Raw genomic sequence first — 12,794 nt, 5'->3', positions numbered from 1 at the left:
CGTCCGGCGTCTTCTTGCGACGGCGGTCTTGGTCTTCGGGCCGCCAGGGCGGTCCGTTTCGATCGTAGTCTCTCAGGTGCCGGGGACAGCAATTAAATGAGAGCTGCGGCACACCGGAGGCAGGAATGCCAAGACGCGCCGCAGCGTTGTACTACTACAGAGAATCCCATTGTCCTGCCCCGTGAAAGGAAACGCCGTGTTTGAACGGATATCCGGCTCGCTCCTCAGCCCGGAATCGCTCTATGCGAGCAACATCGAAACCTTCCACAGCCCCGAATTGCGTGGTCTGAACATGGTCATGGGGTTCACGGGCTTTGCCGACGCCGGAAATGTTGTTCGCCAAATCAACGCCGAACTGCTGGACCAGCTCGACGTCGAGGTGGTGGCCATGTTCGACGCTGACCAACTCATCGACTACCGATCACGTCGACCCCACATCAGCTTCGTGGAAGACCACGTGCAGGACTATCAGCCGCCGCAGCTGGGCCTGTACAAGCTCAAGGATGGGCTCGGCCAGCCGTTTTTGCTGCTTGCCGGATTTGAGCCCGACCTGCAGTGGGAGCGATTTGCAAGGGCCGTTGTCGGAATAGTGGAAAAGCTCGACGTCAACCTGGTGACCTGGATCCACTCGATTCCCATGCCCGTCCCTCACACGCGGCCGATCGGGGTCACGGTGCACGGCAATCGCCCGGAACTCATTGAAGGCATATCCAGTTGGAAACCCACGGTGGAAGTGCCCGCTGCCATCGGCCATATCTTGGAGCTGCGCCTCACGGAGGCCGAGCGCAACGTTGCTGGCTACGTGATGCACGTGCCGCACTATCTCTCGGAGGCTGAATACCCGCCTGCCGCTGTTGCCGGACTCGAGTACTTGGGGGCCGCAACATCCCTCATGCTGCCAACTGACCGGCTGCGGGAAGCGGGGCGGGAAGTCGGCCGACAGATCGCCGAACAGATCGAGTCGTCCGAAGAAGTCCAAGCCGTCGTCGCCAATCTTGAAATGCGCTACGACGAGAAGTCTGAAGGCGTGGTGCGGCGGTCCCTTCTCGCTGACGAGAACGATGAGCTCCCCAACGCAGAGGACATCGGTGCAGCGGTGGAAGCGTACCTGGCACGGAAAGACTCGCCTCAATAAATCATCTTTGAGGAGCTACCGGGCATAATCGAAGGGTGAATTCTCCCCGCGCATGGCTCATCTGGACGATCGGCGTTTTTGCGTACTTGGTGGCCGTAGCGCAACGAACCTCGTTCGGTGTGGCCGGACTGGAGGCCACTGAACGGTTCCACGCCAGTGCCTCGGCCATCTCCTTTTTCACCGTCTTGCAGCTGTTGGTCTACGCGGGGCTGCAGATTCCCGTCGGCGTGCTGGTGGACAGGTTCGGCTCCCGGGCGATGGTTGCCGGCGGTGCAGTGCTCATGGGGCTCGGTCAGTTACAGCTGGCCTTCGCCGACAGCGTGCCCGGCGGTGTTCTGGGCAGGGTTCTGGTCGGCGCGGGGGACGCGATGACCTTCATCTCCGTGGTGCGCCTCGTGCCGCTGTGGTTTGCTCCGTCAAAGGTTCCACTGGTTACGCAACTCACGGGCATGTGCGGGCAACTGGGTCAACTCTTTAGCGTTGTGCCGTTTGCCCTGCTTCTCCACTCAGCCGGATGGACGCCGGCATTCCTGACGCTGGCCTCCATGTCCGTTCTTGCTGTTGTCTTGGTGGTTGTCATGCTCAGGGACGCGCCTCCAGGCCATCCGGCTCCGGCAACCGGGCAAGGTATGCGGGCTACCGCCGTGTCCTTGTCCCGAGCTTGGAAACAGCCCGGGACGCGCTTGGGGTTGTGGAGTCACTTTACGGTCCAGTTCAGTGGGAACCTGTTCGCAATGACGTGGGGCTACCCGTTCCTGCTGTCCGCGCAGGGTTTGGATGCCGGAACTGTATCGGCACTCATGGCACTTTTTGTGGCGACGGCGATCATCTCCGGTCCCGGCGTGGGACGCTTCGTATCGAGGCACCCCATGCGCCGATCTGCGATGGTCCTCCTGATCACCACGGCCACAGCATTGGTCTGGGCTGTTGTATTGCTTCTGCCTGAACGGGCACCCCTGTGGCTCTTGGTGGTGTTGGTGGTGGTGCTCGCCTTGGGCGGTCCGGGATCGATGATCGGTTTTGACTTCGCCCGTACGTTCAATCCGTCGCACAGGATCGGCACTGCCACAGGGATCGTCAACGTCGGCGGCTTTATTGCAGCGCTGGTGGCCATATATCTCATAGGTCTTGTTCTCGATGTACTCAATGCCAGCGGATTCTCCGGCGGTAACCTGTACGGCCTGGCACCCTTCCGGGTAGCCCTCAGCGTTCAATTTGTTTTGCTGGGCTTGGGAACGGTCCTCATCCTGGCTTCCCGTCGGAAGGTCCGGCGACAGATGGCAGCGCAGGGAACGCACGTTCCGCCGCTGGTAACGGTCTTGGTGCGGCAGCAGCGGGAACGCGCAGAGAGGCGACGTGCAGCTCGCTCGGCCGACCGCGAGCGGGACAACAATCGCTAAGCTGCTTGCTGCGGCCGCCGTCTTATCCACATAGGGTCATTTGCCGCTGTCCGCTCACGCCGCGGTGGCCGAAGGTGGGGTTATGACCACCAACGAGACGCTGAGCATCCAGCAACCAGAAGACATCCTTGGCTATGTTCCCCACATGCTGGGCTACTGCCCGGAAGACAGCCTTGTCGCCATCACCATGCAAGGCAAGGCTCTTGGGGCTACGCTGCGGGTGGACCTGCCACAACGGACACCGAGCTCATCGCGACTGGCGGCATGGCTTGCAGCATTTTCGGACCAGATCCGGGGCTACCTCATTTCGGACAGGGATGCCGACGGCGTGCTGCTGGTTGTGTACACCGATCACGGTTGGAGCGATCACACAGTGACCAGCGCCGCAACGCCGTTGCTGGAGGCCCTCCAGCACAGCCTCGACGAGGTTGGTTTGCCAGTGCGGGATGCGTGGTTGGTCGGGTCGGAGTATTGGCGCAGCGCGTATTGCTCCGATGAACAATGCTGCCCGCAGCCGGGATTGCCGGTGGCGATGATCACCAACAGCCACCTAAGCGCCGAGATGGTATTCCGCGGCAGCAGCATCGGGCCGTCTCCAAGAAGCGAGCATCAACGGCGGAACTCCTCTGACGCTATTGGCTTGGGCCCCAAGGTAGAGGCTGCCGAAGCCCGTTTTTCACTTTCGTTGTCAGGAAGATGGCGCAGCGAACGTTGTTTCGACGCCGTCCTTGACGTGTGGCGCGGCGTGCTGGCCAGAAGCCGCGACCAGGTCCACCTGTGTGCGGAAGCCGATGAGGACCTCATCGGCTTCCTGAGGGCTACGCTCAAAGTGCCCGTATGGAGGGACGGAGTGGTGGTGATGTCGGCCGCTGGCTCCGAGTGCGCCAAGTCCGGTGCAGAAGCCTTTGGGCTGTTTAGCGGTGACGATTCAGATCCGCTCCCTTTCGACCCCTACCTGTTGGGTGGGCAGTGCTTCGGCGCTCCGAGTGGCGCCGCGGGGACAGAAGAGGAAGTGCGGCGTCGTGGTGGCGTCGGCGGGGATAGCGAACGTGCCCGAGGCGGCGACCCCGTTAGGGGTGAGGACATGGACCGGCCTCGTGTCTACACCTACGGCGATGTCTTGCTGGGCGAACAACCCGACATCCCTGATTGGAGCTGCATGGATGCACTTCAGCGCCTGCTCGGCGTGCTCTGTGGTGACGGAGAACAGGGAGAAGCATCAGCTGCGGCGTTGACGCTGCAAGCCTGGGTGGCCTGGTGCAAGGGGAGAGGCTCTCACTCTCATGCCTGCCTGGTTCGGGCACAAAAAGCCTGCCCCGGATATCGCTTCGCGGAGTTGTTCATGGGCATCCTCGGCGAAGGGAGCCTATGTGGGTGGGCCCGGAGTCCGGAGTCTGCGTGGCGACGAGGCAGCGGCGTCGCTTCCTCGTGAAGGGGAGAGTTCCCTCAAGCGAACTCGGGCGAACTCTTTCAAGCGAACTCAGCTGGTTTAGACGCCACAACGTGCCACAACGGCGTTGGTTTGGCAAAACCGTGAGACAATGGATGCCGAGACCCGGTTGGGTCCGCGTTCGAATGCCTGTTGTGGCCCCTGATTCGGGAACATATCAGTGTCGTCCGGAGTTCTACTTAAGGACTCTGCAGACGGCGATCGCATTTGAAATTGATCGCGGACTTGACAGGGTCATAGTGGTGTTGCCCGCATGGTGATTCCACAGACCGCCGCTAGAAAGGTTTTCTGTGACTCCGTCTTCCGTCGAGAAGGAACCCGCCGCCCAGGCTGAATTGACCGCTGAAGAAAAGAAAGCGGCCACGTCAGCGAAACGCGCGGCCACTCGTGCTGCCAACAAGGCCTCTGATACTGAGAAGCCGGCGCCGAAGAAGCGTGGGCCCAAGCCCGGCGCCAAGGCTGCCGCGGAAGCTGCGAACAAGTCCTCGGACGCGGACTCAGACGACAGCGCCGAAGATGAAGACTTCGACCCTGCAGCCGCCGAGGAAGTTGAAGTTGGGGACGATGACGCTGAGGATGGTTCCGTAGCAGCCAAGGACAAGGCCGCCCCGTCCGGCTCCGGTTTCGTCTACTCTGACGCGGACGACGACGATGCCCCCGTGCAGCAAGTCATGTCAGCCGGTGCCACCGCGGACCCCGTCAAGGACTACCTCAAGCAGATCGGTAAGGTCGCCCTGCTGAACGCAGAGCAGGAAGTCGACCTCGCCCTCCGGATTGAAGCCGGACTCTTCGCGGAAGAGAAAATCAACGCGGACGATGGATCCATGGATCCCAAGCTCAAGCGTGAACTCGAGTTCGTCATCCACGATGGGAAGCGCGCCAAGAACCATCTCTTGGAAGCCAACCTTCGCTTGGTTGTTTCCTTGGCCAAGCGCTACACGGGCCGCGGAATGCTGTTCCTGGACCTGATTCAGGAAGGCAACCTGGGTTTGATCCGCGCGGTCGAGAAGTTTGATTACACCAAGGGATTCAAGTTCTCCACCTACGCCACATGGTGGATCCGCCAGGCAATCACCCGCGCCATGGCAGACCAGGCCCGTACCATCCGCATCCCGGTGCACATGGTGGAAGTCATCAACAAGTTGGCGCGCGTCCAACGCCAAATGCTCCAGGACTTGGGCCGCGAACCCACTCCCGAAGAACTGGCCCTCGAACTCGACATGACCCCTGAAAAGGTTGTTGAAGTCCAGAAGTATGGCCGCGAGCCGATTTCGTTGCACACGCCCCTGGGTGAGGACGGCGACTCGGAGTTCGGTGACCTCATCGAAGACTCCGAAGCAGTGGTTCCCGCTGACGCTGTCAGCTTCACGTTGCTCCAGGAGCAATTGCACTCGGTTCTGGACACGTTGTCTGAACGGGAGGCCGGTGTCGTGGCGATGCGATTCGGCCTGACCGATGGCCAGCCGAAGACTTTAGACGAAATCGGCAAGGTCTACGGTGTAACGCGTGAGCGTATCCGTCAGATCGAATCCAAGACCATGTCCAAGCTTCGCCACCCATCGCGGTCGCAGGTCCTCAGGGACTACCTGGACTAGGAACCGCTTTCAGCAAGAGCACAGAGCGATCCGGCCGTGTCTTCGGCCGGGTCGCTTTTTGCTTCTCTGGGCTGAGCGGGTTTGGTAAGCCCATACGCAACAAGGCCCCTCCCGGAGGGAGGAGCCTTGCGATGCGTCGGATGTTGCTTACCGAGACCCAGAGACCGGGCTGTTCTGGTCAGTCGACCGGAACAGGGGCCTTCTCGTTGAGGCGTTCGGTTTCATCGTGCCAGTCCGAGGTCAGGGGACGAAGCGTAGCCTCGACTGCACGTGCGTGGTGGCCGCAGAAGAGCAGTTCACCGCCGGAGGTCTCGAGTACAGCGCGGACATATGCTTGGGCTCCGCAACGATCGCACCGGTCAGCGGCGTTGAGCGTGCGGGCTGCAACTGCTGTTGTCATGTCGGCCTCCTTAGTAGTTCTGTATATCCATATAACCAGTATTCGATGCAGAACCATGGCAAGGATGGGTGACTTTCGCTGTCCGCGTATCACATGTGAGTAACGTAACGGCGCATCGGATGGCTATAGGGAGTGGCTGCGCGTACCGGAACCGAGCGGCGGCTAGCCTAGTAGGGGCAGTGTTATGCGGTTTCACAGTGTCGCGGTGACTACCCGCGCAGATGCGCCCGACAAGTACGTTTGAGCTACACCTGAAGGAGCACACTGCGAGTGGCACCGAATTCTGAATACAACGCCCGGCATCTTTCCGTCCTTGAGGGCCTCGAAGCTGTCCGCAAGCGCCCGGGTATGTATATCGGATCCACCGACTCCCGTGGCCTGATGCATTGCCTGTGGGAGATCATCGACAACGCCGTTGATGAGGCCCTGGCCGGTTTCGGCCATGACATCAAGGTCATTTTGCACGCGGACAACTCCGTGGAAGTACACGACGACGGCCGTGGCATTCCCGTGGACATCGAACCGAAAACGGGCTTGTCCGGCGTTGAAGTTGTGTTCACCAAACTGCACGCCGGCGGTAAGTTCGGTGGTGGTTCCTACACTGCCTCCGGTGGCCTGCACGGCGTGGGAGCTTCCGTGGTCAATGCGCTCTCCAGCCGCCTGGATGTGCAGGTGGACCGGGGGAGCAAGACCTATCAGATGTCCTTCCGCCGTGGAGAGCCGGGCCGGTTCCTTGACTCCGGAGCCAAACCAGGTCCGGCTGCACCATTTGAGCCGTTCGTGGAGAACTCAGTGCTGGACGTGGTGGGTAAGGCAAAACGGGGAGTCACAGGGACCCGCGTCCGCTACTGGGCGGATCGGCAGATCTTTACACCGGACGCAAAGTTCTCCTATGACGATCTGGCCGCGCGCGCTCGGCAGACGTCCTTCCTGGTACCCGGCCTGAGGATCACGGTCCGTGATGAGCGCAAGCTTGCCGGTACCCCAGGCGAGAACGGCGTCCACGAGGAAGTGTTCCACCACGACGGCGGCATCTCGGAGTTCGTTGAGTTCCTGGCCGCTGATTCCGGAGTAACCGATGTGTGGCGTTTGCACGGCTCCGGAAAGTTCAAGGAAACCGTTCCCGTCCTGGACGAAAACGGTCACAGCAAAATAGCCGAAGTGGACCGCGACTGCGAAGTGGACATCGCCCTGCGGTGGGGCATTGGCTATGAGACCACCATGCGTAGTTTCGTCAACATTATCGCTACGCCCAAGGGTGGTACCCACCAGGCGGGCTTCGAAGCAGCATTGCTCAAGACCTTCCGTAAAGCTGTTGAAACGAACGCGCGGAAGCTCAAAGCGGGCAACGACAAGATCGAGAAGGACGATGTCCTGGCCGGTCTTACGGCAGTTCTGACGGTCCGGCTTGCGGAACCGCAGTTCGAGGGACAAACCAAGGAGATCCTGGGTACATCAGCGGTGCGGGCCATAGTGGCCAAGGTGGTGGAGAAGGAAATCACCGACAGGCTCAACTCGGCCAACCGCAATGACAAGGCGCAATCCGCTCTGCTGCTCGAGAAGATCGTCAGCGAGATGAAATCCCGCATCTCGGCTCGCGTCCACAAAGAAACCCAGCGCCGGAAGAACGCCCTTGAGACGTCCTCCATGCCCACTAAGCTCGCGGATTGCCGCACGGATGACGTTGCCCGTTCGGAGCTTTTCATCGTGGAGGGCGACTCTGCGCTGGGTACCGCGAAACTGGCCCGCTCCTCCGACTTCCAGGCGTTGTTGCCAATCCGCGGCAAGATCCTCAACGTTCAAAAGGCATCGGTGGGAGACATGCTTTCCAACGCCGAGTGCGCCGCCCTGATCCAGGTGGTGGGGGCAGGCTCCGGGCGCAGTTTCGATATTGAAGCAGCCCGCTACGGCAAGGTCATTCTCATGACGGACGCCGACGTCGATGGTGCCCACATCCGGACGCTGCTGCTGACCCTCTTCTTCCGCTACATGAGGCCCATGGTTGAGCAAGGGCGCGTCTTTGCGGCTGTGCCCCCCTTGCACCGGGTGGAAGTCATCAATCCCGGGCAGAAGGCCAACGAGATGGTCTACACGTACTCGGAAGTTGAACTTCACGTCCTGCTGGCCAACCTCGCCAAGGAGGGTAAGCGCTACAAAGAGCCCATCCAGCGCTACAAGGGCCTGGGGGAAATGGATGCACAGCAGCTGGCCGAAACAACCATGGACCCGCGGCACAGGACACTGCGTAAAGTGGGCATCGACAGCGCCCAGCGTGCAGAGGAAGTCTTTGATCTCCTCATGGGCTCGGACGTTGCGCCGCGCAAGGAGTTCATCATCGCCGGTGCCGCCACCTTGGACAGGGAGCGCATTGACGCGTAACGGGGAACGCCGCGCCTAGCCGAAAAGTCCCGGCACGATCAGCAGCGCGGTGGGAACGGCCAGCAGCATGGCCGACGCCGCCAGTACTGTAGCGCGGGCGCCGCGGGTCAGTTCCGGCTGTGGTGAGAGTAACCGGCTGACGCGGGACGCCGTCGTGCGCGGGGAGTCAGCGCCGCCCATGGCGCTCACTTGGTTGCCTTCGACGACGACGCCGCCCTCGCTCAGGGCGCCGGCCCCTATCGCCGGCTTCGATGTGCCGCTGGCCACGATGGCGATCGCCTTGATGAGCGTCCCTGTACTTTCGGAGCGGAGTGCGACGTCGTCGGCCAGCATTTCGATCAGGGAGTTCACCGCTGTTTGGGCGAGCCGTGTAGTGGGGAACCAAGGCAGGGCTTGCCGCCAGGCCGCAAAAGCCCACAGCAGCAGATCATGCCGTTGTGAGAGGTGGGCGTTTTCGTGGATGAGTACCGCCCGGAGTTCGGCGGGTTCCAATGCGGCCATCAGGCCATCGGATAATACGGTCACGGAGCGGGCGCCACCGGGCAGGCAGTAGGCCACAGGGGAGTCGTGGTTGATGACCACGGTGCGGGGACCGTCGTCGGACGGGGACGCCAAAAGGGCCAGCAATTCGCGGTGGCGGCGGCGCTGGCGCTCAATTTTGTAGTAGGTCAGCAACAACGTGAACACCAAGTGGGCGGTCAGCAGGGCAGCCGCGGACAAGGCGAAAACGTGCCAGAAGCCCAGCGCCGTGGTGGGTTCGTTGTTGAAGACCATTCCGGCCAAGCGCTTAAGCCCGGCAATGAGGTTATCGCCGATGGGCTCGAGCCCGTAAACGAGCATGGCCCCGATCATCGAGAGGCCACCGGCAAGGGCGATGGCCTGCCAGAGAACCATGGCCGTGAATGGTGAGCGTGCCGGCCATTGTGCGCGCGAGAGGAGTACCGGTACCGGCCACGCCAAAATCAGTGCAAGGACCGCAAGCAGGTATGAGGTCCAGAACATAGTGGCTAATTGTAGCCGAGCAGTTTGCGCAGGGTAGCGGCTTCACTCTCTGTGACGGAACCAATGAAGCGTGCCAGCACTGCTTCGCGGTCCGGGGCCGAGCCAAGGACCTCGTGCATGAGTTCGGCGGTGTGGTCGGCACGGCTGGAGACCGCTTGGTAACGGTGGGGGCGCGTTCCGCGCTCACGCTCCACGAGGCCCTTCTTCTCCAGGCGCGAAAGCACCGTGAGGACCGTGGTAACTGCCAGGTCCTTACCTTGGTGTCCGGCTGTGCCGTCCGAGGCAGCAGAATCCTGTGCCAAAAGGTCACGCAACGTGTTGGCAGTTGCTGCTTGCTGGCCTGCCCAGAGCAAATCCATCACTGCTCGCTCGAGTTCCCCAAGACTTGCCATCAAAACTTCCCTACCTTCCGCATCCCGGTTCCCATGCAAGAGTGCCGACGGGAGCGATGATCCAACATTCCATCACTAATTTACTGCTTTTCAACTTCTCATTCTACGCCAAGTAGAACTATTAGTGCGTCGACACCCGGAGCGAGTCGTACTGCGCTGGGGCGCGTGTGTGACTTCACTTGAAGAAGCGGCGTGGGCGGGCAGCGTTTGTTCTACACTGTGTAGAAGACAGAGTTTTCTACGGTACGTAGAAGTCAGTCTCCACTTCGGTCCACCGCACAAAGGACAGCCATGGACGCCTTGGAAATCGCACGCTGGCAATTCGGCATCACCACCGTGTACCACTTCATGATGGTGCCGCTCACTATCGGCCTGGGCCTGGTGGTAGCCGTCATCCAGACACTGTGGTTCCGCACCGGGAAACCCGAATATCTCCGTATGACCAAGTTCTGGGGGAAGCTGTTCCTCATTAACTTCATCATGGGTGTGGCCACAGGCATCGTGCAGGAATTTCAGTTCGGCATGGCATGGAGCCAGTACAGCCGCTTCGTGGGAGACGTTTTCGGTGCGCCGCTGGCCTTGGAAGCATTGCTGGCCTTCTTCGTCGAATCAACGTTCCTGGGGCTCTGGATCTTCGGTTGGAAGCAACTGAAGCGCGGTGTCCACCTCGCTTGCCTGTGGATCGCCGTCATCGGCTCGGTTTTCTCCGCCTACTTCATCATCGTGGCGAACTCCTGGATGCAGCACCCCGTCGGTGTCACCATGATTAATGGCCGGCCGGTGATGACTGACGCGTGGGCCGTCTTCACCAACAACACCGCCCTGGTGGCCGTTCCGCACACCCTTCTGGGCGCTCTTGGCGTCGCGGGAGCCTTCCTGCTGGGCATTTCTTGGTACCACCTGTGGCGCCGCAGGAAGGACGGCATCGATGTTGTGGGCTCGGACGGCACATTGGTTGTCGGCGAAGCAACCATCCCCGGGCGCGACAAAGGCGATTACTCCGTATGGCTGAGGTCCTTGCGGATCGGGGCCGTGGTTGCCATGATCTCCTTCGCAGGAACCGCTGTCACCGGTGACCTCCAAGGCAAACTCATGTTCGTGCAGCAGCCCATGAAGATGGCAGCTGCCGAGGCTGCGTGCCATGACGGCACCGGCTTTTCCGTCCTCAGTGTGGGCAACCTGGGTTCCACCAACTGTGACGACATCAAGGCCGTCATCGAAGTACCGGGAATCCTGTCCTTCCTTGCAAAAGGCGACTTCTCCACCGAAGTCAAGGGAGTGAACAGCCTCCTCGGCGAGTACCAAGCAAAGTACGGCACCCATGTGCCGAACAACCCGCTCTACGGTGACCGCGCCGGTCAGGAAATCCAGTACGTTCCCGTCATGCAGGTTACCTACTGGGGCTTCCGGATGATGATTGGCTTTGGTGGACTGGCGGCACTCGCCGCGCTGGTGGCCTTGTGGGCGACCCGCAAAGGCATCGTGCCGCAGTCCACATGGCTGATGCGACTCGCAGTGCTAGGGATCCTCGCACCGTTCGGTGCCAACGCAGCCGGATGGATCTTCACCGAGATGGGGCGCCAGCCGTTCGTGGTTGCCCCGAACCCGGACATGAACGGGATCGATCAGGTCTTCATGTTTACGGCCGCCGCCGTCTCGCCTGGAGTCAGTGCGGGAGAGCTCCTGACGTCCCTCATCGTGTTGTCCGCGATTTACGCGGTCCTGCTCGTGGTGGAGGTGAAGCTGCTGGTCAAGTACGTCCGCGGCGGCGTGGCCTCTGCCATGCCGGAACTGGGCAGGCACACAAAAGACAGCGACGCAAAAGACAGTGACGCAAAAGACAACGACGACGACGGCGGTCACCGCGGGACCCCGGACGACGTTCTGGCCTTCGCCTACTAGGAAGCAGGGAGACTGACAATGGAACTGTTGCCAACCATCTGGTTCATCGCGATCGCTGTGCTCTGGACCGGCTACCTCTTCCTTGAGGGTTTTGACCTCGGGGTCGGCATGCTGATGAAGCTGTTTGCCCGCACCAACACTGAACGCCGCGTGTTGCTCAATACCATCGGGCCTGTCTGGGACGGGAACGAGGTGTGGCTACTGACGGCAGCAGGGGCCACGTTTGCAGCCTTCCCGCTCTGGTACGCCTCGCTGTTCTCTGCGCTGTACCTGCCTTTGCTCGCTGTCCTGGTGGCCCTGATCTTCCGCGCCGTCGCCTTCGAATACCGCGGCAAAGTGGATTCCGAGAAGTGGCGCCGGGGCTGGGACTGGGCGATCGCCGTCGGATCCTTCCTCGCTGCCTTTGGCGTCGGCGCAGCTTTGGCGCTCACCACCACTGGCCTGCCCCTGAACGCCAACGGCGACCGCACGGGCGGACCCATGTCCTGGTTCAGCGGTTACGCACTCCTGGGGGGCTTCGGCGTCGTGGCGTTCGCCCTGGTCCATGCGCTGGCATTCCTCGCGTTGAAGACCGACGGCGAGGTGCGGCACCGGGCCCGGCGCTGGTTTGTGCGGCTGCTTCCGGTGGCCGTACTGCCGATGATCGGTTGGATGGTGGCCCTGCAGGTCCTTGCGGGCAAACCCTGGACATGGGTGATCGCTTCAGCAGGTGTGGTGGCGGCGGTGTTGGCTTGGCGTATGGCCCGCACAGGGTCGGAGGGGCGGGCTTTCAGCGCCCTTGGCGGGTTCCTCGTCTGCGCTACGGCTTCAATTTTCGGAGCAGCGTTCCCGGTGGTCGTTCCGTCCACCATTGATCCCGCGTTCAACCTGACCATCTCCAACGCCTCGTCCTCGAACTACACCCTCGGCCTGATGAGCATCGTCGCAGCCATCGGATTGCCGCTGGTGATTGCGTACCAAGCATGGACCTATTGGGTCTTCAGGCGGCGTGTCAGTGCAGCACATATCCCTGAAGCGCACGGATTTCTGCCCGCAATCGCCGCCAAGGTGCTGGTCTCGACCAAAGCGGCTCCCGGCAGTGCAGCTCCCGACGACGCAGCTCGGCCCGGCGATCACCGGCCTCTGGCCTAGTGACCCCG

General features: G+C 61.4%; 10 protein-coding genes. 7 read left to right on the top strand and 3 right to left on the bottom strand.

The features are described from left to right. The first annotated feature begins 196 nt into the window (after positions 1-196). The 4 genes from SB659_RS07595 (at position 197) to SB659_RS07580 (ending at position 5,580) form a co-directional block, all read left to right on the top strand. Positions 197-1,135 (top strand): proteasome assembly chaperone family protein, encoded by a 939-nt coding sequence (locus tag SB659_RS07595; RefSeq protein WP_284979573.1) that lies wholly within the window; start codon positions 197-199, stop codon positions 1,133-1,135. A 35-nt stretch (positions 1,136-1,170) separates the two neighbouring features. Further along, a complete protein-coding gene (locus SB659_RS07590) occupies positions 1,171-2,535 on the top strand; it encodes an MFS transporter (RefSeq protein ID WP_284979574.1) in 1,365 nt (454 codons plus the stop codon). Between the two features lie 82 nt (positions 2,536-2,617). Then, positions 2,618-3,967 carry a DUF4192 domain-containing protein gene (locus tag SB659_RS07585; protein WP_410550008.1) on the top strand — a complete coding sequence of 450 codons (1,350 nt, stop codon included), beginning with the start codon at positions 2,618-2,620 and terminating at the stop codon, positions 3,965-3,967. Between the two features lie 308 nt (positions 3,968-4,275). After that, positions 4,276-5,580, top strand: a complete 1,305-nt coding sequence (locus SB659_RS07580) for an RNA polymerase sigma factor (protein ID WP_284979576.1) — start codon at positions 4,276-4,278, stop codon at positions 5,578-5,580. A 178-nt stretch (positions 5,581-5,758) separates the two neighbouring features. Here the strand turns inward: SB659_RS07580 and SB659_RS07575 are convergent, their stop codons facing one another. Next, positions 5,759-5,980, bottom strand: coding sequence for a hypothetical protein (locus tag SB659_RS07575; protein WP_284979577.1), 222 nt, complete (start codon positions 5,978-5,980; stop codon positions 5,759-5,761). Between the two features lie 270 nt (positions 5,981-6,250). Between SB659_RS07575 and SB659_RS07570 the strand changes: the two genes are divergently transcribed. Further along, positions 6,251-8,359 (top strand): type IIA DNA topoisomerase subunit B, encoded by a 2,109-nt coding sequence (locus SB659_RS07570; protein WP_410550007.1) that lies wholly within the window; start codon positions 6,251-6,253, stop codon positions 8,357-8,359. Between the two features lie 15 nt (positions 8,360-8,374). Here the strand turns inward: SB659_RS07570 and SB659_RS07565 are convergent, their stop codons facing one another. Further along, positions 8,375-9,361 (bottom strand): M56 family metallopeptidase, encoded by a 987-nt coding sequence (locus tag SB659_RS07565; protein WP_410550006.1) that lies wholly within the window; start codon positions 9,359-9,361, stop codon positions 8,375-8,377. 5 nt (positions 9,362-9,366) lie between these two features. Then, a complete protein-coding gene (locus SB659_RS07560) occupies positions 9,367-9,753 on the bottom strand; it encodes a BlaI/MecI/CopY family transcriptional regulator (protein ID WP_284976059.1) in 387 nt (128 codons plus the stop codon). Between the two features lie 291 nt (positions 9,754-10,044). On the opposite strand from SB659_RS07560, the gene SB659_RS07555 reads away from it, so the two are divergent. Beyond that, positions 10,045-11,655, top strand: a complete 1,611-nt coding sequence (locus SB659_RS07555; RefSeq protein WP_410550005.1) for a cytochrome ubiquinol oxidase subunit I — start codon at positions 10,045-10,047, stop codon at positions 11,653-11,655. Positions 11,656-11,673: 18 nt separating this feature from the next. After that, positions 11,674-12,786 carry a cytochrome d ubiquinol oxidase subunit II gene (gene cydB, locus SB659_RS07550; RefSeq protein WP_284979583.1) on the top strand — a complete coding sequence of 371 codons (1,113 nt, stop codon included), beginning with the start codon at positions 11,674-11,676 and terminating at the stop codon, positions 12,784-12,786. Positions 12,787-12,794 lie beyond the last annotated feature (8 nt).

The organism is Arthrobacter sp. SIMBA_036, assembly GCF_046535135.1.
GTDB lineage: Bacteria > Actinomycetota > Actinomycetes > Actinomycetales > Micrococcaceae > Arthrobacter.
The sequence above is the reverse complement of the archived record's forward strand: the minus strand, read 5'-3'. Positions and strand labels throughout refer to the sequence as shown.

Excerpts from the sequence above, each read along its gene's own strand:
- SB659_RS07585 (WP_410550008.1), top strand. The coding sequence starts at position 2,618 with ATGACCACCAACGAGACGCTGAGCATCCAGCAACCAGAAGACATCCTT.
- SB659_RS07575 (WP_284979577.1), bottom strand. The coding sequence starts at position 5,980 with ATGACAACAGCAGTTGCAGCCCGCACGCTCAACGCCGCTGACCGGTGC.
- SB659_RS07565 (WP_410550006.1), bottom strand. The coding sequence starts at position 9,361 with ATGTTCTGGACCTCATACCTGCTTGCGGTCCTTGCACTGATTTTGGCG.
- SB659_RS07560 (WP_284976059.1), bottom strand. The coding sequence starts at position 9,753 with ATGGCAAGTCTTGGGGAACTCGAGCGAGCAGTGATGGATTTGCTCTGG.
- SB659_RS07555 (WP_410550005.1), top strand. The coding sequence starts at position 10,045 with ATGGACGCCTTGGAAATCGCACGCTGGCAATTCGGCATCACCACCGTG.
- cydB (WP_284979583.1), top strand. The coding sequence starts at position 11,674 with ATGGAACTGTTGCCAACCATCTGGTTCATCGCGATCGCTGTGCTCTGG.